The sequence below is a fragment of the Antrihabitans spumae genome, from assembly GCF_043944905.1.
Lineage (GTDB): Bacteria > Actinomycetota > Actinomycetes > Mycobacteriales > Mycobacteriaceae > Antrihabitans > Antrihabitans spumae.
The window spans coordinates 15,167-40,929 of record NZ_JBIMSN010000154.1 but is presented as its reverse complement, the minus strand read 5'-3'; the positions used below and the strand labels follow the sequence as shown (position 1 = coordinate 40,929).

The window sequence follows — 25,763 nt, the reverse complement described above, 5'->3', positions numbered from 1 at the left end:
CATTGCATCCAATAGCCGGAATACCACGAGGGGGTATCGGGGTTGACTTGATGCCAGATACCGCCAGGTAACATCAGGGGTCCCGAAACCAGCAAAGAGTGAGGCAGTTCATGACTGAGCGCGTTCAGGTCGGTGGTCTACAGGTCGCAAAGGTCCTGCACGACTTCGTTACGAGCGAGGCCATCCCCGGGACCGGAATCGATCCCGACGCCTTCTGGACCGGCGCAGAGCGGCTTATCGACGACCTCGCACCCCGCAACCGTGAACTGCTCGCGAAGCGTGACGAGATCCAGGGCAAGCTCGATGCCTGGCACAGCGAACACCCCGGAACCGGCTACGACCGCGCCGCCTACAAGGCGTTCCTGCAGGAAATCGGCTATCTCCTGCCCGAGCCCGCCGCATTCAAGATCAGCACGTCCAACGTCGACGACGAGATCACCAAGACCGCCGGACCGCAACTCGTCGTCCCGGTTCTCAACGCACGGTTCGCGATCAACGCCGCCAACGCGCGCTGGGGATCGCTCTACGACGCGCTCTACGGTACCGATGCCATCTCCGAATCCGACGGTGCGGAAAAAGGCAAGGGTTACAACAAGATTCGCGGCAACAAGGTCATCGCCTTCGCTCGCGACTTCCTCGACGAATCGGCGCCGCTGGTGTCGGGCTCACATGTCGGGTCGACGTCGTACACGATTTCCGACGGCAAGTTGCTCGTCACACTCGACGACGGCAGCATCACCGGACTCAAGGACGGGTCCGCACTCGTCGGTTACCTGGGCAGTCCGGTGTCCCCGACGTCGATCTTGTTGAAGCACAACGGTCTTCACATCGAGATCCAGATCGATCCAGAGTCGCCGATCGGCCAGACCGATCCCGCGGGTATCAAGGACCTCGTGCTGGAATCTGCGGTCACCACGATCATGGACTTCGAAGATTCCGTCGCAGCCGTCGACGCCGACGACAAGGTGGTCGGCTACCGCAACTGGCTCGGGCTGATGAAGGGCGATCTGTCCGAAGAGGTCGTCAAGGGCGACAAGACCTTCACCCGCGTGATGAATCCCGACCGGGTCTACACCGCCATTGCGGGCGGAGAGCTTGTGCTGCACGGCCGTTCGTTGCTGTTCGTCCGCAACGTCGGTCACCTGATGACAAGCGACGCCATTCTCGACTCCGAGGGCAACGAGGTGCCGGAAGGCATCCTCGACGGGCTGTTCACCTCGCTTCTCGGGGTCCACAGTCTCAATGGGGACACCAAGCTGAAGAACAGCCGCACCGGCTCGCTCTACATCGTGAAGCCCAAGATGCACGGACCCGAAGAGGTCGCGTTCACGAACGAACTGTTCGGCCGCGTCGAAGAGGTTCTCGGACTTCCGAAGAACACCCTCAAGGTCGGCATCATGGACGAGGAACGTCGTACGACGGTCAACCTGTCGGCATGCATCGAGGCCGCCGAAGAGCGCGTTGTGTTCATCAACACGGGCTTCCTCGACCGCACCGGCGACGAGATCCACACGTCGATGGAAGCCGGCGCCGTCGTGCGCAAGGCAGACATGAAGAAGCAGAAGTGGATCTCCTCCTACGAGGACTTCAACGTCGACACCGGCCTGGCCGACGGATTGGAAGGCAAGGCCCAGATCGGCAAGGGTATGTGGGCGATGCCGGATCTCATGGCCGACATGCTCGAGCAGAAGATCGCACACCCGATGGCGGGCGCGAACACAGCTTGGGTGCCCTCCCCGACAGCTGCGACCCTGCACGCGCTGCACTACCACAAGGTCAACGTCTTCGACCGGCAGGACGAGATCGCCAAGTCGAGGCGCGCGAGCGTCGACGACATCCTGACGATTCCTCTTGCGGCCGATACCAATTGGTCGGACGAGGACAAGCAGAACGAACTCGACAACAACTCGCAGTCGATCCTCGGTTACGTGGTGCGCTGGATCGATCACGGCGTCGGCTGCTCGAAGGTGCCCGACATCAACGACGTCGCACTGATGGAGGACCGCGCGACCCTGCGCATCTCCAGCCAGCTGGTCGCCAACTGGTTGCGGCACGGCATCGTGTCCGAAGACGACGTCGTTGCCAGCCTCGAGCGGATGGCGCCGGTCGTCGACAGGCAGAACGCGAGCGATCCGACCTATCGCCCCCTGGCTCCGGACTTCGACACGAACATCGCGTTCCAGGCCGCGAAGGAACTCATCCTGGAAGGCACCAAACAGCCGAACGGCTACACGGAGCCGATCCTGCATCGCCGCCGCAGAGAATACAAAGCAGCGAACGCCTAGAGGCGGCCAGGCGCTCGTGCGCGGTTGACGGGTCTACAGACCCTTCAACCGCGCACGAGCGCGAAGCGCATATCCTGACGAGCGTGCACCATGGACTCGAGGAGTACTCCCTGACCGGCCGCTACCGAACGACGTCGTGGGCATGACCGAAGACACAGGTAGCCACCGCGGCGACAATCAGCGGCGTGGCATCAGCAAGGGCCCGATCATCGCCGTGGTCGCGATCGTCGTTGTCATCGCGCTGGTCGTCGGCTGGTTCAAACTGCGCGACGCGATCGACGATCGCAACAATGCGGCCGCGGAGTCCTGCGTCGAGGGAAACACGACGCTCGACGTCACCGCGGATCCCGACCTCGCGGCACAGATCAAGGTCCTCGCCGACCGCTACAACGCGACCGAGCCTGTCGTTCGTGACCATTGCGTCAGCGTCGCGGTCAACAGTCGACCGACCCAAGCTGTCCAGACATCCCTTGCCGCTACCGCTCCATGGGACGCTGCGGCACTCGGACCGCAACCCGCGCTGTGGATTCCGCAATCGACGCGTGCGGTCAGTCAGATTCCGGCGAACATAGTCGACGGCGATCCGAGATCCATTGCGTTCAGCCAAGTGGTCCTTGCGATGCCGACCGCACTCGCTATTGCACTGCGATCGGGCAACATCGGCTGGCAGGATCTGCCGCGAGTGCAGACGGATCCGAATTCGCTTGCCGCGCTTGGACTGCCGACCTGGGGCAGCTTGCGGATGGCGATGCCGACCGCACCCGACTCCGATTCGACCCTCATTGCCGCAGAAGCAGTCGGCGCCGCCGCGGCGGGTTCACGCTTCGGCCCACTCAGCGAAGACCCGGTGCGCGCCGGCCAAGCTGTGGGTGCAATCTCGGCACTCGCCGGTGCAGCCCCAAAGATTCCGACCGCGGCCGACGCCTTTGCCGCTATCCTCGCACCGCCCGATGCGGCGATCGCACCGGCGCACGCCGTCGCGACCACCGAACAGCGGCTCGCGACGCTGAGCAACGATGTGCTGACCGGGTACGCGCCGTCGGGTTCGACTGTCGTCGTAGATTTCCCGGCAACATTGCTGTCCGGTCCGTGGGTCGACGAGACGCAAAACCTCGCCGCTACGATGTTCGTCGACTACCTCGTTCAGTGGGAGCAGATGAAGGTTCTACAGGAAGCCGGCTTTCAGGTCGGCGATGTCGAGCAATCGCTGCAGCCTGCACCGGCGCAGGTACTCGATCGCGTTGCCGAACTCGTAGCCAATCCGATGCTCGGCACCACTACCACTGCCCTGCTGGATGTTTCGACGTCCATGAGCACGCGTTTGCAGTCCGTTGTCGACACACTGAAGAGCTACGTCGCCGCTGCTTCGGAGCAGTCCAGCTTCGGTATCTGGACTTACAGCAGAGACCTCGACGTGAACAAGCCATACAAGATCGACGCACGAACCGAACCGCTCGTCCCCGAGCGCAAGAAGGTCGTCGATACCGCGCTGAACGATGTTCGAGCGTCGACATCGGCGACGGACCAGGCCTACCCGACCCTGGTCGATGCCTACACTGCTGCAGTCGCAGGCTATGTGCCCGGCCGCACCAATTCGATCGTGCTTATCACGGACGGTCCGGAGGACGACTCTGCGCTGACCGGGCAGCAGTTGCTCGACGCCATCGCGGCCGCCACCGATCCAGCGAGGCCGATCCGGGTCGACGTCGTCGTGCTCGGCGACGGATCGGCAGGCCAGACACTGCAATCCCTCACCGACCGAACCGGCGGATCGTTCACACGGATACCGCCGGCCGACCTCGGACCGACATTGACGACGGTCCTCGGCAACTGACGGCGACTAGCTGCTGAACGCTTCGATCGGCGGGCACGAGCACACGAGGTTTCGGTCACCGTGTGCGCCATCGATACGACGCACGGATGGCCAGACCTTAGGCCGCGCCTTGCCACGCGGGTAGACGGCGATTTCGCGCGAGTACGGGTGGTTCCATTCCGCGACCAGGCATTCGGCGGTGTGGGGTGCGCCGCGCAGTGGGTTGTCTTCGACGGGCCAATCCCCTGCGCCGACCTTGTCGATCTCGCCGCGAATCGCGATCATCGCTTCGCAGAATTCGTCGATCTCGTCGAGGTTCTCGCTTTCGGTCGGCTCGACCATCAGCGTTCCTGCGACAGGGAAGCTCATCGTCGGCGCGTGGAAGCCGTAGTCCGCCAATCGCTTTGCGACGTCGTCGACTGTCACGCCGGTGCGCTTGGTGATCTCGCGCAGATCGAGGATGCATTCGTGCGCGACCATGCCGTTGACACCGGTGTAGAGCACGGGGAAATGCTCGTCGAGGCGCCGCGCGATGTAGTTGGCGGACGCGATGGCCGTCAGCGACGCCTGCCGCAGACCTGCCGCACCCATCATGCGGATGTACGCCCACGTGATCGGCAGAATAGAGGCGCTGCCGTACGGTGCCGCAGAAACGGCTGAGCCGCTACCCAACTCGGGCGCGAGAGGGTGTCCCGGCAGGAACTCGGCCAAGTGTGCGCGCACGCCGACCGGGCCGACGCCCGGTCCGCCACCACCGTGTGGGATGCAGAAGGTCTTGTGCAGGTTGAGGTGGCTGACGTCGCCGCCGAATTTACCCGGACGGGCAAGTCCGACAAGGGCATTGAGATTGGCACCATCGACGTAGACCTGACCGCCCGCGTCGTGCACCGCTGCGCACAACTCGCTGATCTCGTGCTCGTAGACACCGTGTGTGGACGGGTAGGTGATCATGATCGCCGCCAAGCGTTCGGCGTGATCATCGATCTTGGCTTTCAGATCATCGAGGTCGACGTCACCGTTCGGTCGACAGGCGACCACTTCGACCCGAAGCCCAGCCATCACAGCGGACGCGGCGTTGGTGCCGTGCGCGCTCGACGGAATGAGGCAGGTGTCGCGATGATCGTCGCCGCGACTGAGGTGGTACTGCCGAATCGCAAGCAGCCCAGCGTATTCGCCCTGGCTACCCGCGTTCGGCTGCAGGCTCACCGCGTCGTAACCGGTGATCGCAGCCAGCCAACCCTCGAGATCTTTGATCACACTAAGAATTGCGGCAGCATCCTCCACCGGCGCAAACGGATGCAGTTTGGAGAACTCCGGCCAGGTGATCGCTTCCATCTCCGCCGTGGCGTTCAGTTTCATCGTGCACGATCCGAGCGGAATCATGCTGCGGTCCAATGCAATATCTTTGTCGGACAACGCGCGCAGGTAGCGCAGCATCGCGGTCTCCGTGCGATGCCGGGTGAACGCGGGGTGCGTGAGGTACTCGGAGGTGCGGTCGGCGATGTCGACCCGAACCGGCTCCTGCGCAGTGATGTCGAGCGCAGCAAGTACGGCGTCGATGTGTGCGTCGGTCGTCGCTTCGTCGCCGGCAATGCTCACGTGATCCGAATCGATCAGACGCAGATTGATCCCGGCGGCGCGAGCAGACGCGACAACACCTTCGGCCCGGCCTGGCACCTTTGCCAGAACGGTGTCGAAGAACCGATCGTGAACCAGCGCGGACCCCAGCGCAGCGGCCAGCCGCTCGGCATGCCCGTGCACCCGTTCCGCAATCCCCTTCAATCCGTCGGCGCCGTGGTAACTGGCGTACATGGCGGCGAGGATCGCGAGGAGTACCTGCGCGGTACAGATGTTGGACGTCGCCTTTTCACGACGAATGTGCTGCTCACGAGTCTGCAGCGCGAGGCGATATGCGAGGTCACCGTCTGCGTCGACGGACACTCCGACGAGTCGTCCCGGCAACTGTCGCGCCAGCTTGGAGTGGACCGCGAGGTAGCCGGCATGCGGTCCACCGAAGCCCATCGGAACGCCGAAACGCTGCGTCGTACCGAAGCAGGCGTCGGCCCCGATTTCACCGGGTGGGGTGATCAACGTCAGCGCAAGCAGATCGGCGCCGATCGCGACGAGCGCACCACGCCCGTGCGCTGCGGCGATCATGTCGGTCCAGTCGACGACCCGACCCGACGCACCGGGCAACTGCGCTGCGACACCGAAGAATTCGCCGTCTGGCAGTCCTTGCGTCAGATCAGCCGAGACCACTTCGATTCCGAGCGGCTCGGCGCGGGTCTCGATGACGGCGAGCGTCTGCGGGAAGAGGTCTGCATCGACGACGAAGCGCGGGGACTTCGACTTGCTCGCCCGGCGCAGCAGCGTCATCGCTTCTGCGGCAGCTGTTGCCTCGTCGAGCATCGAGGAGTTGGCGACGTCCATCGCCGTCAGGTCGGAGACCATGGTCTGAAAGTTGAGGAGGGCTTCGAGGCGGCCCTGACTGATTTCGGGCTGGTACGGCGTATAGGCGGTGTACCAGGCCGGGTTTTCGAGTATGCCGCGGACCAGAACGGGTGGCGTGAGCGTGTCGTAGTAGCCGAGCCCGATCATCGACGTGGCGACCGTTGTCGTCGCTGCGAGTTTCGCCAGCTCGGCAAGCGTCTCGTGCTCGGACAGCGCCGGTGGGAGTACATCCAGCCCGGAACTGTCCAAGATGCTTGCGGGAACTGCCTTCTCCGCGATTTCGTCGAGTGTGGCGACGCCGATCACGTCGAGCATGCGCGCGAGATCTGCTGTGTCAGGGCCGATATGACGGTCGACGAAAGAACGTGTCACGACTACTCCAGGGTAGAGGGGTGTTAGCCCTCCCCCTCTGTCGTGGCGCCTGAGAGATTCAGCTCACACACCGCGCAGGCGGCGTAAGCCTTTCCCCGTGGGCGGGTGGTTTCCCACCGCTTTCCAGAGACGTCTAAGCCCGCGCGGTCCGGTTGCCTGAGAGATTGACGGGGAGGTGCTGCTCCTTCGGCGTTCGGTTACCTGGCTCGATAACCGACACTCTCCCGCGCGGCGATGACGTGGGTTCATCTTAACCGGTTTTGCGACTGACCCTGTTCTTGCGTCGGTACGCGAGTTCGTCCTCGGGCCGAACTTCGGCTTCGCCGCCGTCGGCACGCTCTGCCGGGAAGTTGGCGATCGTGCCGGTCAGCTCACGCATCGCGCCGCTGACTGCGATTCCGAACACACCCTGGCCGCCCTGCAGCAGGTCGACGACCTCCTCTGCCGAGGTGCACTCGTACACGGTAGTGCCGTCGGAGAACAGCGTGATCTTCGCGAGGTCGTGCACACCGCGGTCGCGAAGGTGATCGACGGCGACGCGAATGTTCTGCAAGGAGATTCCGGTGTCGAGCAGACGCTTGACGATCTTGAGAACAAGGATGTCCTTGAACGAGTACAAGCGCTGACTTCCCGAACCAGCGGCGCCCCGAATGGACGGCACGACCAGCGAGGTCCGAGCCCAGTAGTCGAGCTGGCGATAGGTGATTCCCGCGATCTGGCACGCGCTCGGAACCCGATACCCGACCAGATCGTCCAGTACGGAGTCGTCGGGGAAAAGGCCGGGTTGTATGTCCTGCCCCTTCAGGTGATCTCCCACTGACACTCCCTCTTGGATCTTGGTCCAGTAACTGTTCAGCGTACGCCCGAAACGCTATGGGGCAGAGGTCAATGAATCAACGCGACGCGCCAATACCTAAACCTAAACTTGAGGGTGAGACTCATTCGTTATGAACAACCTCACCCGTCGGTGGCCTTGAAGTCGTCCGGTGAGACGGATTCGAGGAACTCCTTGAACTTCTCGACCTCGTCCTCACGCTCGTCCGGCATAACCAGCCCAGCCTCCGCGAGTACCGGCTCCTCTGCATAGATCGGGACACCGGCCCGCAGCGCGATCGCGACGGAATCGGACGGTCGCGCGGACACCCGCAGGTCCTGATCGAAGACAAGGTCGGCATAAAACGTGCCCTCTTGCAGGTCGACGATCCTGACTTCCTTCAATGTGCGACCGAGTGCCGTGATCAGGTTCTTGATCAGATCGTGTGTGAGTGGTCGCGCCGGCTCGACGCCCTGTTGCTCGAGGACGATCGCAGTCGCTTCTGCCTGCCCGATCCAGATCGGTAGATAACGATCACCGTCGGCCTCGCGAAGGAGGAGGACGGGTTGATTCTGTGGCTGCTCGACACGGATACCGATCACTCGCATCTCGCTCATTGCGTCCGCCTCCCAGCTCGAAGCCCTTACAAAGAGTCTATGCGAGTTAGTGATCCGACGCCCAAGGGGCGAAACGGCTCAATGATCGATGGCGCCGCGCACCGCGGCTTTCACCAGACAAGTGTGCAGCGTCAGGGATAACGCCGCCAACTCGCGGACTACCTCCTCGGCGCGATCACGTGCGCCTGCATCGCGACCCTTCGCGATCGGACCTGCGATTTGTGCAATGAGGCCCGCTTCGCGATCGGCGGCCAACTTGAACGCCCGCAGGTGCCTGGCCTCCAGACCGAACTCCGACATCGACTTGGCCGTCACAGCCAGCATCACGGCGACGTCGTCGAAGAACCCAGCGGGACCTGGGGTGACAAGGCCTGCGCGGATGAGTTCGGTCAAGAACTTGTCGTCGATGTCCGCACGCTCGAGGAGATCCTCGCGGCTGATCCGGACATCGCGATCGGCCTGAAATTCGTCTGGCGACACCTCGCCGGGCACAACACCCAATCGACGTGGCCGCGACGCCGGACGATCTGCACCCAGCGTCGCAACTCCACTGTCGATGGCCTCGAGTTGTTCTTTGATCACCTTCAGCGGCAGGTACTGATCACGCTGCGCGGTGAGAACGAACTTGAGGCGCTCGCAGTCCAGAATCGAAAACCGCCGGTAACCCGACGGAGTCCGTTCTGGACTGATCAAGCCTTCCGATTCGAGGAATCGGATCTTCGAAATGGTGATGTCGGGGAAGTCGGGGCGTAGCTGATCGAGAACGGACCCGATCGACATTCCGCCCTGCGCGCGTTCCCCGACAGCCGTCATTTAGCCGAATCGCCCTGCGAACGCGGACCCGTGAGGAACACGAGCCGGAACTTTCCGATCTGCACCTCGTCGCCGTTTGCAAGCACGGCAGAATCGACCGGCTCACGGTTGACGTACGTGCCGTTGAGGCTGCCGACATCGACGACCTGGAACTCGTCGTCTTCCTGACGGAACTCGGCGTGCCGACGGCTGACCGTGACGTCGTCGAGGAAAATGTCGCTGTCCGGGTGCCGGCCCGCCGAGGTCGTCGGCTGATCGAGCAAGAACCTCGAGCCTGCATTCGGGCCGCGCTTCACGACTAGCAGAGCCGACCCGACGGGTAGGCCCTCGACTCCCGAAACCGGCGCCTCACCGGTTTGCACCGCCGAAGTATCGACTTCGTTCAGGAAATCTGCGCGGAAGACCGATGTGGTCTCCGCAGCGCTCTCTCCATATGCCGAGTCATTGTCGTTCTCGCTCACCGTTTCTCCTCCTCAGTGGGCACGTAGCCCCGACTGTCGGCACACACGTTTCCCATGACCGTACCCTGCCGATCGTAGTGCGTGTGGGCAGACCGCCGAGGTCGCGTAGCCGATTCAGTCGCCGACAACAGCAAGGTAGCCTTCTGCGTCCAGCGTGTCCTTCAATGCAATGTCCAAAGTCTTCTCGTCGGCGACTTCCAACTCCGCCAACCAGCCGTCTCCGTATGGGTCCGAGTTCACCGTTTCCGGTGCGGACTCCAAATCTTCGTTCACGGCAACAACTTTCGCCGTCATCGGCGCGAAGATGTCGGAAACGCTCTTGGTCGACTCGATCTCGCCGAACGAATCGCCGCCGACGACCTCGTCGTCGATGGCAGGCAGCTGAACGAATACGACGTCACCCAATTGTGACTGGGCGTAGTCGGTGATGCCGATGCGGACGGTCGTCGGGCCGGTTCGTTTGACCCATTCGTGTTCTTCGGTATAGCGCAGATCTGCTGGGGTCTCGGAATCGCTCACCGTGTGAGTTCCTTTCGCTTAGTTTCCGGGCTGAGAGTATTGGCGCGGCTTCGGTTCGCGCAACGCGGTGACAGTCACCTCGTCGGACTGCCGGACCTGGAGCTTTCCGCCGTTGCGCGACACCGTATCTGCGACGCCCCCCGGGATGTTCACTGCGGCCGCCAACGTCGGTGCATCTCCGATTGCAATCAAATTGTAGGGCGCTGACAGCGCTCGACCGTCGACGACGATGTTTCCCGGCGTGCCCGATACCCATGTGTCGATGCCGACCCGGATCAGAACACCGGCGCTGTCGCCTAGCTGCAGGGCCTCTGCGCCTGCGCCACGCAACTCCTGAACGGTCGCGAGAAGAACGTCGGCATCGACGCGTCCCTGCGGATCGTCGATGCGAAGCTCGAGCCCCGGCCCGACAGCCCCGACCGTACCGACAGCGATCGTCAGCGCTCGCAATCGTGCCCTCGCCTCTTCCAACGCAGCGCTCGAGCCGCTGTTCTGCACGGCATCGACCGTCCGTTGCAGTTCGGCGATCTCCTGTCGCAGTGACGCTTCGCGGCGGTTCAGCGTGTCGAGGACGACGAGCAGATCTGCTGGGCGTGCCGAATCGAGCGAGTCGCCCGATCCGGTCCCACGTACCTTCGTCGCAATCGCGACACCGAGGGCAGCAACGAGCAGGACCGCCAGGATCGAGAACACGAGCTGCGTGCGACGTGGACGCGGGGGGTCACGGAACTCGTGTTTACCCGGTTCCACCTGCTCCGACATCGCGCTCACGCCCCCAGCAGATGCCGACGAAGGGCGGCCGCGTTGCCGAAGATACGAATGCCGAGCACGACGATGATCGCGGTGGACAGCTGTGTGCCGACCCCGAGTTGATCACCGAGCCACACGATGAAGGCTGCCACCGCCACGTTGAAGACGAACGACACGACGAACACCTTCGAATCGAAGATCTCGTCGAAGTAGGCCCGCATTCCACCGAACACGGTGTCGAGCGCGGCAACCACCGCGATAGGCAGGTAGGGCGCGGCACCGTCCGGAACCTCCGGGCTTGTGGCGACCCCGATGCCGATGCCGACAACGAGGGCGACGAGTCCGGCAAACGCGAACTTTCCCTTCATCCCCCACCCTCTCGTGCCGACCGGACCTCGGGCAGCGTCGCCGCAGGCAACTCCAGGTCGTCGGCAACCCCGATGTCGAACCCGACGCCGTAGAGCTGCGAAAGTCCCGACATTCGGAGGTACGCGTCACTGACGACGAACCCCGTCTGCAGCTTGCTCGGCGGACCGATCGCCGATATTCGGTACGGCGACGACACAGCGACGTTGTCGACGAGTATCGCGCCACCTGCCTGCCGAACAGCCACCGCCGGGCCGATGCGTTTGTCATCGATCGATATCGCTTCGGCGCCACTGGCCCACAACGCGTTCACAACCGCACGCAGATCACGATCCAGCACGATCGACCGGCCTTCCGAACCGCCGTCGGCCAGCGTGATCGTCACACCCGGACCCTGCACGGCGCTCGCGGCGCTCGCGGCTTCGAGGTCGTCGATCCGATCCAGCAGCGGTGCACCTTCCGCGGTGCCTGCCAGCGCGGCCGCCCGTGCCGAATCCGCCTGCACCGCAAGCTCGTCCCGCTCGGCTGCCAGTATCGAGCCACGATCTCTTGATTCGTACACCTGAGACAGGATCTGGTCACGGTCGGCGTCGCGGCCCGAATGATCCACGTTCTTTGCGACCGCGACCCCCAGTACGAGCCCGATCACAGCGAGCCCGCCGACCAACCAGGCACCCGCAGCGAACTTGGCGCGACGTCCAGGTCGGAGTTCTGCGTTGTCGGCGGCGATCGCATATCCGGGGTCGACGTGGTCGGTCAGCAGCGATCGCAGCAACGAATTCATGCAGGCAAATTCATGATGCAGGGATTGCGCGCGCTACCGCGACGGCCTTCCAGACGTAGAGCCCACCGGTCCACACGTATACCGCGGTACCCCAGACCAGGAACGCGTACCCGAATGCGCCGGCAGCGCCCGCGCCGACCCAATCGATCTGCGCTGCAAGGATCCACGGGAAAGCCGACATCAGAGCGAACGTCGCGGCTTTACCGAGATAGATGACCTCCGGGGGCGGGAGACCGCGCTTCTTGTACACCGACAACGTCAAAGCAAGGATTGCGTCGCGACCGATGAGGATTACCGCGACCCACCACGGGATGATGCCCCTGATCACGAACCCGATCAGCGTCGCGAGCGTGTACAGGCGATCCACGAGCGGATCGAGGAGGGCACCGAGACGCGACGACTGGTCGAGCAACCGGGCAAGCTTGCCGTCGAGCCAATCGGTGACGCCGCTGAGCACAAGCAGGGCGAATGCCCACCAGTCGGCCTCGAGGACGAGCAGTAGATAGAGGAAAACCGGGACGCCGAGCAACCTGATCATGCTGAGAACGTTCGGAACGGTGAAGATTCGGTCCGACACAACCCGCTCGTCGAGAGGCCCGCTCATGCGGCCGACCGAATATCCAGAAAACTCATGTGTGAGTCCTTACCCCATTCATGGCGCTAACGCCACGCGAACACGGGTTGCTCGAGGTGATCCACTCGCGTCGGGCGCCCATGCAACACAACCTCGCGGAACTGATAGATGATCGCGCCGGTCGGCGCGTGTATCAGCGATCCGGCATACGGCCACTGCACGACGGGTCGGTCGGATTCGGGGATGGTGACGAACCGGGGTTCGACGTCGAGCTCGGCCATCGTCGGGGTCAGAACGATCGCGACCTCGTCCGGGTTCGCGATCGTGGCATCCAGCAGATCACCGACCCAGACCACGAACGGTGAGATCACATAGCCGGACCTCGTCACGTAGTCGTCGAGGCGGCCGAGCACCGCTGCTTCGTCGACCTCGATGCCGAGTTCTTCGTGCAGCTCCCGCAGGGCCCCTTGCGCTGCACTTTCACCGCTGTCGACGCGGCCGCCGGGCAAGGCGAACTGGCCGGGATGTGCGCGCATCCGGTCCGGGCGCACCGTCAGCAGGAACGCGGTCACCCCGTCCCTTCGGCGCCCGACCGCGATAGCCACCGCAGCGCGCTGAGGGCTAGCAGACGTCTCACCGACCGCATCGCGTACATCCTCGCCGGCAGCGCGCGGCTCGAACGCCGCAAGGGCCGCCTCGATCCGCTCGCGGGTGACCCCCTCGACGTCGTCGCTGTTCATCGCCTCGACACTAGGCCAACCGGACCCGACACACTGTTACCGACACCGGACCCCAATACGGGCTGCGGCGATAGGATTCACACTCGCGTCGGGTCGAGTGACGCCGAAGGGAGCACATCGTGGCGAAAGATGCGGACAAGGTGGACTTGCGATCGTTCACACCGGCCAACGAGGTCTACGACCGAGGCCGCGCGCTGGCCGAGTCGGTACCCACGTCGGCGCATGACCACGAGCCTGCGCATCCGCACCGCCCGAGCGTGCTCGCCTACATCGACAAGAGCAACGAGGGCAGATTGGAACACCTGCTTCCGCTGCGAATCGGTCGCATGATCGCGTCACCGTTCGCGTTCTTCCGCGGCGCAGCGGGTCTGATGGCCGCGGACCTTGCCGACTCCCCCGCCAACGGGGTGAACGCCCAGCTGTGCGGCGATGCGCACGCCGCCAACTTCGGCCTGTACGGCTCCCCCGCAGGCGAAATCATCATGGACATCAACGATTTCGACGAGACCATCCCGGGCCCGTGGGAATGGGACGTCAAGCGCCTCGCCGCGAGTCTCGTGCTCGCGGGCCGCGAGGGCGGCGTGCCGAGCAAGGGATGCATCGACGCGGCAGAGGACGCGGTCAAGTCTTATCGCCGCACGATCCGGGATCTCGCCGACGCGCCGTTCCTCAAGTCCTGGACGGCGCTGCCCGACGCATCGGTCCTCGACGCTGCCAAGGCCGACGAACTGATCGACGATTTCGCCAGGGCAGCAACGAAGGCTCGGACGAATACCAGCGACAAGGTCGTTGCGAAGTGGACGACGCAACTCGACGACCACGAAACAGGTGTGAGACGTCACCGCTTCATCGACGACCCGCCGATTCTCACCCACATCGAACCGGCAGAGGTCGAGGCCATCACCGACGGCCTCGAGTCCTACGTCGACACCCTCAGGGAAACCCGCAAGAATCTGATCACCAGGTTCGCGGTGCGGGACGTCGCATTCCGCATCGTCGGAACCGGAAGTGTCGGCTTGCGGAGCTATGTCGCGCTACTACACGGCAACCGCGGCGAATCGCTTGTGCTGCAACTGAAAGAAGCGAGAGCGTCTGCGCTGTCGCCCTATCTGCCTGCCGCGACGGTCAAACACGAAGGTAAACGCATCGTGCAGGGCGCGAGGCTCGTACAGTCCGGTCCCGACATTCTCTTCGGCTGGACCACCATCGGCGAACGACCGTACATGGTCCGACAGTTCAGAAATATGAAGGGCGATATCGATCCGACGGTGCTGGAGCGTAACCACCTGGACGACTACGGTCGCCTGGCGGGAGCGCTGCTCGCTCGGGCCCACACTCGGTCTCTCGATCCGCGGCTGTTGGCAGGCTACTTCGACGGCGACAAGGATGTGCACAAGTCGATCGGCCGATTTGCGGTTCGGTATGCCGATCAGACGATCAGCGACCACGCCGAACTCGTCGAGGCTGTCGACTCAGGACGGATGCAGGCTCAACTCGCGTGACGGCGCGTGTCGTGCAGGTGTTCTGCGGCACGATTGTTCGACCGTGTGCTCCAGGAAAGCGACACGATGGTCCCCAATACACCCTTCTCGATTTCGGCGTGTTCGGCGAGCGCGTTCATCAGCGGAATTCCGCGCCCGCGTAGGTGCATCGGATCCGGGAGCGGTGCCCGCCAATGGCCGTGATCGGCAATCGTCACGAGCAAGCGGTCGTTCGCCGCGTCGTAGCTGGCGACGAGGTCGAAAGTGCCAGGCATCGCGTAGTCGAAATACGCATGCTCGACCGCGTTCGCAAGTGCTTCGTTGACGGCAAGTGTCAGCGCACTCGACCGATCGGCATCGAGTCGGAAGTTCTCGTCCAGCCACGTGTGGAAATTGCCACGAACCGCGACAGCGGACGAGGGTTCGGCGGCAAAACCCTCACATCGCAAAGGTTGTATGTCCGTCATGCGCTGCTGCCTCCTGATGTGCTCGCGCGTACCCCCTTCGGATACCTATGCGAGTCACATACCCACTTTTTCGCCGGCTATGCAGCAGTGAGATCCGCGAGCGCCGATTCCAGAGTCGGATAGATCGTCACGAGCTGGTCGACGCCGACCAACTTCATGGGTCGCCCGGTTGCCGGACCCTCTGCGACGACTGCGAACCGAGCCGAGGCCATCACCTGTTCGTGCGCCGCGATCAGCACCGTCATGCCCGCCGACGCGAGGAAAAGGACGTCCGTCAGATCGACGATCACAGCCTCCGGCTCGTTGGACATCGCGGTGAGGATGGATTCCGAAAGCTGAGGTGCCGTAACGAGATCGACGGTTCCGGATACCTCGAGGACGACGGTCGAACCGTGCCAGCTCACACCGACTTCGAAGGCGTCCGGACCCATGGACAAATACGACTGCTCAGGCACACTTTTTCCGTCGACCACTGTCTACCTCGCATCTGCACAATGAACATGATCGTGGAGGCGCCAGTATTGGGACAGGCGACAACTCCACCCGAGGCTGCTGTCTCAACCCTGCCCGACGAGCCTACGAGACGTTGCCCACATCTGCCAACGCGGCTCGACCTGAACCCGGTTCGGCGGGTGTGTCGAGATTCCACGACGCGCTTCGAGGTATCGATGTCCAACCCCGACCCCGAACCTGCGAGAGGCACGTCATGACATCGACACGCACACCCACCGAGCTCGGCGCAGCAGCGCACACTCCGATCGGCGTCCGCAGACTTCTGCTGTGCGGAATCGTCGCCGGTCCTGTGTTCGCGATCGTCGCCGAACACAGATCCTCACTCGGGACGGCTTCGACCTGAGTCGCCACCCGATCAGTCTGCTGAGCAACGGCACGTTGGGCTGGCTGCAGATCCTCAACTTCACGCTGACCGGCATCGCACTGATTGCGTTCGCCGTTGGGGTACGACGCGCCATCGAGGGTGAACGCTCAGGCAAGTGGGGTCCGCGCCTGCTGTTCGTCTTCGGCAGCGGGTTCGTCGTCGGCGGGCTCTTTCGCGCGGATCCGGAGCACGGCTTCCCGATCGGCACACCCGACGGTCCGCCCGCCGAGGTGAGCTGGCACGGCATCGTGCACGGCATCGGTCCGGCTGTGGCATTCACTGCGTTCTACATCGTCTGCTTCGTGTTCGCTAAGCGGTTCTGGGCGGAAGGTTCACGTGTGTTCGCGGTTGTGAGCGGCGTCGTCGGTGCCGGACTTCTTGTGTTGCTCGCCAACCCGTCCACGGATGGCATCGGCGTGCGGATGGCGATCGGCGTCGCTGTCGCGTTCGCATGGACGTCGGCACTCGGTGTCCGCCTGCTGCGATCGACGCCGGTCACTGCCGCCTGAGAGTCCCGTGCACGAAGTGGGCAAGATCCGCGGCGTAGTCGACGTCGCGACCGGTAGCGAGATCGGAGCACTCGAGCAGGGTGAGCGCTTGATGATCGTTCAGGAAGCTTCGGGCGCCTGTTCGAGGGTCACTGTCCGACAAACTCGCAAGCAACGTCGGCCACCACGTTCTCCCGACGAGGACGGGGTGGCCGATCGCGTCGTCGAACATCGCTCGGACGAGCGCATCAGGGCGGGCCACAGCGACGAACCTCGCGACGAGGTCAGCGCCGACATCGGGAAGGTCGACCAGATGAATCAACACAGCAGAAGCGTTGGTGTCGGTCAGCGATGTCAGACCGACCCGAAGCGACTCGCCTATTCCCCGCTCCCAGTCGGCGGCGTGGACCGCAGAAGCGTCGAACGGCACCAACGCCGACACCTCGTCGGCTTGCGCACCGACGACAACATGGACCGGTCGGCATCCGCCGCCGCGGAGCACGTCGACGGCTCGAGCGACGAGCGAACGATTCTCCATCAGAGCCAAGGCCTTCGGACCCCCGAATCGGGATCCGCTCCCGGCTGCGAGGAGCAACCCGGCGCATCGGCCGTCGAAGTGCTCGGTCACGTGTCGCCGACAGCGAGTGCCTCGGTCGGATGGATCGGCATCGAACCGTGTGACAGTGCGGTACCCGAACGCTGCTCGCGGGCAGCAACGATTTCGGCCGCGATGGAGATCGCAGTTTCGGCGGGCGTTCGGCCACCGAGGTCGAGTCCGATCGGCGCACGAAGCCGAAGTAGTGCCTCCGGCGACACACCGTGTGCCCGCAACTGGCGCTCCTGCTCGGCGCAGGTGGCACGTGAGCCCATCGCACCGATGTACCCGAACGGCAGCCCGAGTGCCTTCACCAGCAGCGGAACGCTGAACTTGAGATCGTGGGTAAGCACACAGAGCACCGTCGATCGGTCCACGGTGATCCGGTCGAGGTAGCGATGCGGCCAGTCGACGATCACGTCGTCGACATCGGGAAACCGAGCCCGGGTCGCGAATGCGGCGCGAGCATCGCACAGTGTGACCCTGTACCCCAACAGCTTTCCCACCGCAGCGAGCGGTCGCGCGCCGTCGATCGCCCCACAGACGATCAGCAGCGGCGGTGGCGCGAAACAGTGCACGAATACGGTCACGTCGCCCGTGTCGCCTGCGACGGTGACCAGACCGGTGTCGGTCGGCAAATCCGCGATCACGGCATCGAAAATCGGTCGAGCCGCCACGGTCGACCCGTCCAGGCAGCCGTCCCACGCCGACCGCGCCCCGACCACGGCGCTATCTCCAGCAACGACGGTGAGCAGTAAGGCCCGCCGATGGGAAGCGATAGCGCTCGTCAGAACAGCCAATTGTGTTGCGAGACCGGCGGAATAGGTGACGAGCACGTCCATGGTGCCGCCGCAGGTCAGACCGACGGAGAAGGGGTCGGCGGGATCCGCGGCGCTGAAGGTGCGGCGTCGGGACTCCCCCGAAGCGAGGACCTCGGCGGCTGTGTCGAGGATCGACGCCTCGACGCAGCCACCCGAAATACCTCCGACGATCACGCCGTCGTCGGCAACCGCCATCGCGGTACCAACCAGATTCGGTGCGCTACCCGACGTACCGACGATCACGGCGAGCGCGAACGCCCGGTCGGCGTCCGTCCACTCGACGAGCTGTCGAAGTATGTCGCGCATAGCAGTCAACTTTAGGTCTGCGCGGGTCTTTCGGCAGCGCATCGAACAACAGCGTTTGCGCAACTCGGCTACCGGCACGACACTCGACGTCAGTGCACGGTCAGCACCTGACTGCTTCGACGAACAGGAGGTCCCATGAGGGGCACGCTCGGTACCCACGTTCTCGATGCCGCGACAGGGTCACCCGCAGCCGGTGTGCCCGTTGTTCTGCAGGCGCAGGACGGTTCGCAATTGGCCTCCGCGCAAACCGATTCCGACGGTCGTATCGTCGAGCTCTACGCCCGGTTGGAGGTAGGGATCTACCGTCTGACCTTCGACACCGGACGATACTTCGCGTCGACCGGAACCAAGGGCTTCTATCCCGAGATTTCGATAACGTTCGACGTGATGGACGCTGACCGGCATCATCACGTTCCTGTGCTGCTGTCGCCCTACGCCTACTCCACCTATCTGGGTAGCTGAACGAGGAGGTACGCCGATGTCCGACCTGAACGGCAAGATCGTGCTCGGCGCCGACCAATACGGCAAGGCGGAGAGCCGTATCGTCCGAATCTATCGCGACTCCCCCCGCCACGAGATCAAGGATGTCAACGTATCCACCTGCCTGCGTGGAGATTTCGCCGCCGCCTACACCGACGGTGACCAAAGCAACGTGTTGCCGACCGACTCGCAGAAGCAGACGGCGTACGCCTTTGCGAAGCAGTACGGCATACCGACTATCGAGGAGTACGGAATCCGTCTCGCCGAGCATTTCGTCGACGAGATCGAACCCGTCCACCTCGCGCGAATCGAAATCGACGAATACCTCTGGGAGCGCGCGAGCGCCGACGGCGCTCCACACGACCACACGTGGATCCGTAAAGGTCAGGAAATCCGCACGGCGACAATCACTGTCGAAGGAGCAGGCGCCGACCGCAAGGTGTGGGTCGTCGGCGGGTTGAAGGATCTGATCGTTCTCAAGTCGACCGGATCGGAATTCGCAGGCTTCCTCGTCGACGACTACACGGTGCTCGAACCGACGAACGATCGCATGATGGCCACGTCGATAGTTGCCAAATGGCGCTTCGTCGGCACCGACGCCGACTGGGACGATGTCTACTCGCAGGTGAAGCAACTGCTGATCGAACAGTTCGCCGTCGTGCAGTCACGTGCGTTGCAGCAAACGCTCTTTCGGATGGGCGAGGCTGTGCTGGAACACTTCGGATCGATCGCCGAAATCAGACTGTCCGCACCGAATCGGCATCATTTCGTCCACAACTTGGCGCCGTTCGGACTCGACAATCCGAACGAGGTGTTCAACGTCTCCGATCGTCCGTACGGCCTGATCCAGGCCGTGGTGACCCGCGACGACGCTCCACCCGCCGGACCGGCATGGGAACAGCAATTCGGTTGGCTCGCGTAGTGAACGAATCAGGTGCGCAATGGATCTGAACGAAATAGTCGATATCGCTGTTGTGGGTACGCGCAACGATCTCGCGCAACTCGGCACGTCCGACGCCGTCATCGCAGGGGGAACGTGGTTGTTTTCCGAGCCACAGCCCGGTATCCGACGCCTCTTCGACATCACGGGCCTCGGCTGGGAACCGGTCACTGTCGAAACATCGGGACTGGAACTTGCTGCGACGTGCACGGTCGAGCGAGTTTCCGCGCTGTCTCGCGAACTGCCGCCCGACTGGGCCGCGGCACCGCTGCTGAACCAGTGCTGCACCGCCCTGCTCGCGTCGTACAAGATCTGGGGCAGCGCAACCGTCGGCGGCAATCTTTGTCTGTCTTTCCCTGCGGGAGCGATGATCTCACTGGCTACGGCGTTGGATGCAACCGTGACCATATGGCGGGCGGACGGCTCCGATCGGTCGGTCGCAATCACCGAATTCGTCACCGGCGCTGCGACAAACGTGCTCGAGACGGGCGACGTCGTCCGGTCCGTGTTTCTGCCTGCGGCAGCGCTGCGCGCTCGTACGGCCTTTCGCAAGATCGCATTGGCACCGCTCGGCCGGTCGGGCGCGGTGTTGGTCGGACGGCTGGACCTCCCAACCGATGGTGGCGCGTTCGCGCTGGCGGTCACCGGCGGCACGATACGACCTCTGAGCCTGCGCTTCGACGCGGTTCCGACCGCGGATGCGCTCGACGCCGCGCTCGACGACATCCCCGATGACGTGTGGCACGACGACGCCCACGGTGCACCGGATTGGCGAAAGGCCGTGTCGCGAGTGCTCGCACACGAAATCCGGCAGGAGCTCGCATGAAGCTCGAGATCAACGGCCACGAGTACGACGCCACCGCGCGACCGGGTCAATGCCTGCGCACCTTTCTTCGCGAGCAGGCGCACTTCGAGGTCAAGAAGGGTTGCGACTCCGGCGATTGTGGTGCGTGCTCGGTACTTCTCGACGGCACACCGATCCATTCCTGCGTCACCCCTGCCTATCGCGCCGAGGGTAGATCTGTCTCGACGGTGGCCGGACTCGGTACCCCGGACGATCTCCATGCACTGCAACGCCGTTTCGTCGAGGCAGCAGGTTTTCAGTGCGGGTTCTGCACCGCGGGGATGATCGTGACGGCATCGACGTTCGGGCCTGAATACCACCGAGAACGATCCGAGCGACTCAAAGGAAATCTGTGTCGCTGCACCGGCTATCGTGCGATCGACGATGCGTTGAGCGGAGTCGGCAACGTCGAACGACCCACAACGGGCCTGGCATCGGGACGTTCACTACCTGCTCCTGCCGGACCGGCGATCGTCACCGGGACCGAGCGGTACACACTCGACGTCACCGTCGCGGGCACGACGCACATCGCAGTCGTTCAGAGCCCGCACGCGCACGCCCGAATCATCGGAATCGATTCCACTGCAGCAGAATCGATGCCGGGAGTGGTGGCGGTCCTCACCAACGACGACAGTCCGGCGGTGCTGTATTCGACCGGCAGACACCAGCACCGCACCGACGATCCCGACGACACCGTTCTGCTCGACACGGTAGTGCGGTTCCGCGGACAGCGGGTCGCCGCAGTCGTCGCCGAGTCGGTGGCACAGGCCGAAGCAGCCTGTCGCACAATCACTGTCGACTACGAGGTCCTGCCGGCCCTCTTCGACCCCGAGGCCGCCACTGCACCCGATGCACCGCTCGTCCATTCCGACAAGGTCGCCGAAACGTCACGTATCGCGGATCCGAGCCGCAACCTCGTCGCCGAATTGCACGGCGCCACGGGTGATGTGGACGCTGCCGTAGCCGAGACTCAGGCAGGCGGGGGCGTCGTCGTGCAAGGGCGCTGGCGAACGCAGCGGGTCCAGCACGTGCATCTGGAAACGCACTGCTCGATCGGCTGGCTCGACGACGACGGTCGCCTCGTCATCCGGACGAGTTCGCAGGTGCCGTATCTGGTGCGCGACGAGTTGTGCCACGTATTCGGTCTCGAGCGCGACAAAGTACGTGTCTTCACCGGTCGGGTCGGCGGTGGCTTCGGCGGCAAACAGGAGATGCTGACCGAGGACCTGGTCGCTGCTGCCGTGTTACGAACGGGTCGTCCTGTGCAGTACGAGTTCTCGCGATCCGACGAGTTCACTCTGGCACCGTGCCGGCATCCCTTCCGTGTCGACGTCGTCGCAGCCGCCACGGCCGACGGCGCACTGACCGCCCTCGCTGTCGACGTCCTCACCGACACAGGCGCGTACGGCAATCACGGACCCGGCGTCATGTTCCACAGTTGCGGTGAATCGATCGCGGTCTATCGCTGTGCGAACAAGCGAGTCGATGCGATGTCCGTCTACACGAACAACATTCCGTCCGGCGCGTTTCGCGGCTACGGACTCGGGCAGGTGAGCTTCGCAGTCGAGTCCGCGCTCGACGAGCTTGCGGCGCGCCTCGATATCGACCCCTTCGAGTTTCGGCGCCGCAACGTCATCGAACCCGGCGATCCGTTCGTCGAAGCACATCCGGTCGAACCCGACTTGCAATACGGCAGTTACGGTCTCGATCAGTGCCTCGATCTCGCGGAGGCGGCGTTGCGCAACGGAAACGGCAGCGCCGCGCCCGACGGTGAGCACTGGGCAACCGGTGAGGGCATGGCGGTTGCGATGATCGCGACGATTCCACCGCGTGGCCACTTCTCGCAGACCTCGGTGACACTCGACGAATCCGGCTGCTACACCGTCTGTGTCGGCACATCCGAGTTCGGCAACGGGACCACCACCGTGCACCGCCAGATCGTGGCCACCATCGTGCGGACGACGGTCGACAACGTAAGTACCCGCCAATCCGATACGGACTCGGCGGTTTTCGACACCGGCGCCTTCGGGTCGGCTGGAACCACCGTCGCGGGGAAGGCGGTAGCGAAGGCCGCCGAACTGTTGCGCGAGCAGGTCGTGGCGACTGCAGCAACTCTCACCGGGGTATCCGCGGAACACTGCGAGATCGGTCCCGATGGGGTCGGGTGCAGCGGTCGGCTGGTCACCTTCGCGGAACTCGTCGCCGCCAACGACGGACCCTTCACTGCTCGCGGTGACCACGACGGCTTACCGCGATCGGTTGCCTTCAACGTGCAAGCTTTTCGGGTCGCGGTCGACCGCCGGACCGGCGAGGTGCGGATCCTGCAGTCCGTGCACGCTGCCGATGCTGGTTACGTCGTGAACCCCGAGCAGTGTCGCGGGCAGGTCGAAGGCGGTGTCGCACAAGGTATCGGATCGGGGCTCTACGAGGACATGATCGACGACGGCAACGGGACGATCACCGCTAGTGCGTTGCGCAACTACCACATTCCGCAACTGGCGGATGTACCGCGAACCGAGGTCTATTTCGCGGACACACACGACTCGCTGGGCCCACTCGGTGCAAAGTCGATGAGCGAATCCCCCTACAACCCCGTCGCGCCCGCACTTGCCAACGCAATTGCCCGTGCGACGGGGGCGCGGGTGCATCAGTTGCCGATGAATGCGATCCGAGTCTGGCGCGCTATGGCAAATTGTGGTCTGCTCATGAAGTGAGCCAGGTGCATTTCGGACATATCTTCCACGTGGCGGGAAGCGGTACCGTCGCCGACGCCGCGGCGTCGTTGGTTTCGATCGAGGACGGCGCGCTGGTGATCGGCGACGACGGTCGAATCATATTCTGCGGCAACAGAGTCGATCACGACGGCGCGCTACCGAGTGGTGCCGATCCGACCGTGTTCGATCATCGCCCCGGTTTTCTGCTTCCGGGTTTCGTAGATACACATATTCACTTTCCGCAAACCTTCGCAGGCGATGCCTACGGCGGCGGGCAACTGCTCGAGTGGCTCACCCTCTGCATCTTCCCGTCGGAGTCGCGGTTCGCCGATCCCGAGTACGCCGAGCGCGCGGCCGTGGAGTTCTGCACCAGGCGAATCGCTGCCGGGACTACGGCGGCAATGGTGTTCGGCTCGGCATTCCCGCACGCTCAGGATGCGCTCTTCGCGACGACCAAACGCGCAGGACTGCGGATTGTCAGCGGCCGTGGGATACAGACCGTCGGTGGCGACACGGCGCAACCGTTGCTGACGTCGGAGGAAGACGCCATCCGGCTGACGACCGAAGAGATCGAGAAGTGGCACGGAGCCGACACAGGAGATGTGGCAACCGCATTGCTGCACGTGGCGATCGTGCCGCGGTTCTCCCTGTCGGTCACCACCGAAACGCTGAGAAACCTTGGTGAACTGTACGATTCGGTGCGCGAACGGGGCGTCTACTTCCACAGCCACCTCAACGAGAACGCCAGGCCCGGCACCGGCGAGGTCGACACGACCAAGCAGGTCTATCAGGTCGACTCCTACCTCGATACCTACGACGGCAAGTTTCTGCCGGGATCCACGGTCGGCGGCAAGAGTCTGCTCGGCAAGCGCAGCATCCTTGCCCACTGCGTGCACTGCCAGGATTCCGAACTGGAACGGATGGCCGAGACGGGCACCTCGATCGCGCATTGTCCGGTCTCGCAACAGTTTCTGGGATCCGGGACCATGCCATGGAAGCGCACGATCGCAGCCGGCGTCAACGTTGCTGCGGGGACCGACTTCGGCGGAGGCGACGAATGGCTGATCTCGAAGGTGCTGTCGGATGCATTCAAAGTGCACATCTCCGAACCGGGTGACGCGGGCGTCTCCATGCACCCTGCCGAAATGCTGTTCACCGGAACACTCGCGGGTGCGCGAGCTCTCGACATGGAGGACCGCTTCGGAAACTTCGATCTCGGCAAGGAAGCGGACTTCATCGTCGTCGAACCGAGCAGGCACCCCCCGCTCGACGCCGCGCTGAAGTACGGAATCCGCTCGGACGACGCACAATTGGCGCGCGAGCAGACATTGTTCGTACTGCTGATGGGTATCCGCGAGCCTGCTGTGACCGAGGTCTACGTGCGGGGCCGTCGCGCAGAACTGAGTTAGTTGTGGCCGCCACAGGACCGACCAGCCCGATCGCAACGGCCATCACGGTCTTCCACCGCACCGACGACCCGGCATTCGACACGTGGCTCGGTGAGTTGGCCGCGAGCGCGAATGCCTCGGACGGCTCGGCCGGGACCACACAGTCGTTGCGCGACGGCGAACTCGACTGGGCCTTCGCGGCGGCGTTCGACTCCGAAAAACAGCTGCACACCTGGTTGGACTCGCGCGATCGGAGGCGGGTGCTCGACGGCGGTGAGGCGCAGGGATTTCGACGCAAGACCTCGGATCTGATCGTCGTCGAAGGCAGCTTGCCCGCCGCAGGCACCAGCGTCTTTCGGCACAGCGTGTCGGCAGGCAAAGAAGCCGAGTTCGCGCAGAGTCAGGTCGGGCTCTATCCGACGACCGCGGCCTTCTCCGGCTTCGACGGGACCCTGGTTTTTCCGCCGGACGTCACAGGGCGTTGGCTGTCGATGGTTCGTTTCCGAACGGGTGCGCACCTCGACAGGTGGCTCACCTCGCGTGAGCGGGAAGAGGCGTTGCCCGAGTTGCGTGCCAATCTCACCGAAGACTTCTCCCAGATCGCACACACCACAGCTTTCGGTTCGACCATGCGTATCGAAAACGGTGAAACCAAGGTCACGCCGAACTGGAAAGCGGCGATGATCGTGCTGTTGGTGCTGTATCCGACGGTGATGGTGCTTTCCCGTTTCCTCGGACCGACCCTCGACCGGATGGGCGCCGAACCCTGGCTTGCGTTGTGGCTGAGTCAGATCTGCAGTGTCGGCGTCATGACCTACTTCTTGATGCCGTGGGTCTCCAAACCGTTTGCTCGCTGGCTCGATCCGATCGACGGCGCAGGCCGTCCGGTCAGCGTGATCGGCGCAGCGGTCGTCATCGGTGTCTACATCGTCACGTTGACGTTGTTCGCCAGTGTCAAGTGGTTGCAGTTCTGGGACTACAACAACTAGTCGAGTACCGCTCT

The 25,763-nt window shown here is 63.7% G+C and carries 25 protein-coding genes and 1 riboswitch; of the genes, 10 read left to right on the top strand and 15 right to left on the bottom strand.

Annotated features, from left to right (window positions below):
- The first annotated feature begins 110 nt into the window (after nt 1-110).
- Together ACHIRB_RS28945 and ACHIRB_RS28940 are read left to right on the top strand one after the other, a co-directional pair.
- Entirely contained in the window at nt 111-2,285 is a 2,175-nt protein-coding gene (locus tag ACHIRB_RS28945; RefSeq protein WP_395115528.1) for a malate synthase G, read from the top strand.
- A 142-nt stretch (nt 2,286-2,427) separates the two neighbouring features.
- On the top strand, nt 2,428-4,119 hold the full coding sequence (locus ACHIRB_RS28940; RefSeq protein ID WP_395124399.1) for a VWA domain-containing protein: 1,692 nt from the start codon (nt 2,428-2,430) through the stop codon (nt 4,117-4,119).
- A 6-nt stretch (nt 4,120-4,125) separates the two neighbouring features.
- Here ACHIRB_RS28940 and gcvP read toward each other — a convergent pair whose 3' ends face one another.
- From gcvP to ACHIRB_RS28885, 11 genes are all read right to left on the bottom strand, one after another.
- A complete protein-coding gene (gene gcvP / locus ACHIRB_RS28935) occupies nt 4,126-6,921 on the bottom strand; it encodes an aminomethyl-transferring glycine dehydrogenase (protein ID WP_395115526.1) in 2,796 nt (931 codons plus the stop codon).
- A 134-nt stretch (nt 6,922-7,055) separates the two neighbouring features.
- Nucleotides 7,056-7,158: riboswitch (glycine riboswitch) on the bottom strand.
- A 13-nt stretch (nt 7,159-7,171) separates the two neighbouring features.
- The gene (locus ACHIRB_RS28930; RefSeq protein ID WP_395127817.1) at nt 7,172-7,738 is read right to left on the bottom strand and encodes a MerR family transcriptional regulator; all 567 of its coding nucleotides are present in this window, start codon (nt 7,736-7,738) and stop codon (nt 7,172-7,174) included.
- A 140-nt stretch (nt 7,739-7,878) separates the two neighbouring features.
- The gene (locus ACHIRB_RS28925; protein WP_395115525.1) at nt 7,879-8,352 is read right to left on the bottom strand and encodes a bifunctional nuclease family protein; all 474 of its coding nucleotides are present in this window, start codon (nt 8,350-8,352) and stop codon (nt 7,879-7,881) included.
- Between the two features lie 78 nt (nt 8,353-8,430).
- Complete coding sequence (ftsR, locus tag ACHIRB_RS28920; RefSeq protein WP_395115524.1) at nt 8,431-9,165, bottom strand: transcriptional regulator FtsR; 735 nt, start codon at nt 9,163-9,165, stop codon at nt 8,431-8,433.
- The gene (gene garA / locus ACHIRB_RS28915) at nt 9,162-9,626 is read right to left on the bottom strand and encodes a glycogen accumulation regulator GarA (RefSeq protein ID WP_199702226.1); all 465 of its coding nucleotides are present in this window, start codon (nt 9,624-9,626) and stop codon (nt 9,162-9,164) included. Before garA ends, ftsR begins: the two co-directional genes overlap by 4 nt.
- Before the next feature lie 114 nt (nt 9,627-9,740).
- Nucleotides 9,741-10,145, bottom strand: coding sequence for a glycine cleavage system protein GcvH (gene gcvH / locus ACHIRB_RS28910; RefSeq protein WP_199702229.1), 405 nt, complete (start codon nt 10,143-10,145; stop codon nt 9,741-9,743).
- Between the two features lie 18 nt (nt 10,146-10,163).
- Nucleotides 10,164-10,907 (bottom strand): DUF881 domain-containing protein, encoded by a 744-nt coding sequence (locus tag ACHIRB_RS28905; RefSeq protein WP_395115618.1) that lies wholly within the window; start codon nt 10,905-10,907, stop codon nt 10,164-10,166.
- Nucleotides 10,908-10,912: 5 nt separating this feature from the next.
- Complete coding sequence (locus ACHIRB_RS28900) at nt 10,913-11,263, bottom strand: small basic family protein (protein ID WP_395115523.1); 351 nt, start codon at nt 11,261-11,263, stop codon at nt 10,913-10,915.
- Complete coding sequence (locus ACHIRB_RS28895; protein WP_395115522.1) at nt 11,260-12,045, bottom strand: DUF881 domain-containing protein; 786 nt, start codon at nt 12,043-12,045, stop codon at nt 11,260-11,262. Before ACHIRB_RS28895 ends, ACHIRB_RS28900 begins: the two co-directional genes overlap by 4 nt.
- Nucleotides 12,046-12,055: 10 nt before the next feature.
- The gene (locus tag ACHIRB_RS28890) at nt 12,056-12,649 is read right to left on the bottom strand and encodes a CDP-alcohol phosphatidyltransferase family protein (RefSeq protein WP_395115521.1); all 594 of its coding nucleotides are present in this window, start codon (nt 12,647-12,649) and stop codon (nt 12,056-12,058) included.
- 56 nt (nt 12,650-12,705) lie between these two features.
- A complete protein-coding gene (locus tag ACHIRB_RS28885; RefSeq protein WP_395115520.1) occupies nt 12,706-13,359 on the bottom strand; it encodes an NUDIX hydrolase in 654 nt (217 codons plus the stop codon).
- Nucleotides 13,360-13,475: 116 nt separating this feature from the next.
- On the opposite strand from ACHIRB_RS28885, the gene ACHIRB_RS28880 reads away from it, so the two are divergent.
- Entirely contained in the window at nt 13,476-14,861 is a 1,386-nt protein-coding gene (locus ACHIRB_RS28880; RefSeq protein WP_395115617.1) for a DUF2252 domain-containing protein, read from the top strand.
- On the opposite strand, the gene ACHIRB_RS28875 is transcribed toward ACHIRB_RS28880, so the two are convergent.
- Both ACHIRB_RS28875 and ACHIRB_RS28870 read right to left on the bottom strand, forming a co-directional pair.
- The gene (locus ACHIRB_RS28875; RefSeq protein WP_395115519.1) at nt 14,849-15,307 is read right to left on the bottom strand and encodes an ATP-binding protein; all 459 of its coding nucleotides are present in this window, start codon (nt 15,305-15,307) and stop codon (nt 14,849-14,851) included. The genes ACHIRB_RS28880 and ACHIRB_RS28875 overlap by 13 nt on opposite strands.
- Before the next feature lie 77 nt (nt 15,308-15,384).
- Nucleotides 15,385-15,762: an STAS domain-containing protein gene (locus ACHIRB_RS28870; protein ID WP_395115518.1), complete on the bottom strand. Its 378-nt coding sequence runs from the start codon at nt 15,760-15,762 to the stop codon at nt 15,385-15,387.
- A 325-nt stretch (nt 15,763-16,087) separates the two neighbouring features.
- Between ACHIRB_RS28870 and ACHIRB_RS28865 the strand changes: the two genes are divergently transcribed.
- The gene (locus ACHIRB_RS28865) at nt 16,088-16,693 is read left to right on the top strand and encodes a DUF998 domain-containing protein (RefSeq protein ID WP_395115517.1); all 606 of its coding nucleotides are present in this window, start codon (nt 16,088-16,090) and stop codon (nt 16,691-16,693) included.
- Here the strand turns inward: ACHIRB_RS28865 and ACHIRB_RS28860 are convergent.
- The gene (locus tag ACHIRB_RS28860) at nt 16,680-17,300 is read right to left on the bottom strand and encodes a nucleotidyltransferase family protein (protein ID WP_395124398.1); all 621 of its coding nucleotides are present in this window, start codon (nt 17,298-17,300) and stop codon (nt 16,680-16,682) included. The genes ACHIRB_RS28865 and ACHIRB_RS28860 overlap by 14 nt on opposite strands.
- Entirely contained in the window at nt 17,297-18,394 is a 1,098-nt protein-coding gene (locus ACHIRB_RS28855; RefSeq protein ID WP_395115515.1) for an XdhC family protein, read from the bottom strand. The genes ACHIRB_RS28860 and ACHIRB_RS28855 overlap by 4 nt, the downstream gene beginning before the upstream one ends.
- A gap of 135 nt (nt 18,395-18,529) precedes the next feature.
- On the opposite strand from ACHIRB_RS28855, the gene uraH reads away from it, so the two are divergent.
- The 6 genes from uraH to ACHIRB_RS28825 are packed head-to-tail and all read left to right on the top strand — an operon-like array spanning nt 18,530 to nt 25,749.
- On the top strand, nt 18,530-18,856 hold the full coding sequence (gene uraH / locus ACHIRB_RS28850; RefSeq protein WP_395115514.1) for a hydroxyisourate hydrolase: 327 nt from the start codon (nt 18,530-18,532) through the stop codon (nt 18,854-18,856).
- A gap of 16 nt (nt 18,857-18,872) precedes the next feature.
- The gene (pucL, locus tag ACHIRB_RS28845; RefSeq protein WP_395115513.1) at nt 18,873-19,796 is read left to right on the top strand and encodes a factor-independent urate hydroxylase; all 924 of its coding nucleotides are present in this window, start codon (nt 18,873-18,875) and stop codon (nt 19,794-19,796) included.
- 19 nt (nt 19,797-19,815) lie between these two features.
- The gene (locus ACHIRB_RS28840) at nt 19,816-20,640 is read left to right on the top strand and encodes an FAD binding domain-containing protein (protein ID WP_395115512.1); all 825 of its coding nucleotides are present in this window, start codon (nt 19,816-19,818) and stop codon (nt 20,638-20,640) included.
- The gene (locus ACHIRB_RS28835) at nt 20,637-23,372 is read left to right on the top strand and encodes a molybdopterin-dependent oxidoreductase (RefSeq protein WP_395127815.1); all 2,736 of its coding nucleotides are present in this window, start codon (nt 20,637-20,639) and stop codon (nt 23,370-23,372) included. Before ACHIRB_RS28840 ends, ACHIRB_RS28835 begins: the two co-directional genes overlap by 4 nt.
- Nucleotides 23,369-24,781 (top strand): amidohydrolase family protein, encoded by a 1,413-nt coding sequence (locus tag ACHIRB_RS28830; protein ID WP_395124397.1) that lies wholly within the window; start codon nt 23,369-23,371, stop codon nt 24,779-24,781. Before ACHIRB_RS28835 ends, ACHIRB_RS28830 begins: the two co-directional genes overlap by 4 nt.
- A gap of 2 nt (nt 24,782-24,783) precedes the next feature.
- On the top strand, nt 24,784-25,749 hold the full coding sequence (locus ACHIRB_RS28825) for a putative antibiotic biosynthesis monooxygenase (protein ID WP_395124396.1): 966 nt from the start codon (nt 24,784-24,786) through the stop codon (nt 25,747-25,749).
- Nucleotides 25,750-25,763: the final 14 nt, after the last annotated feature.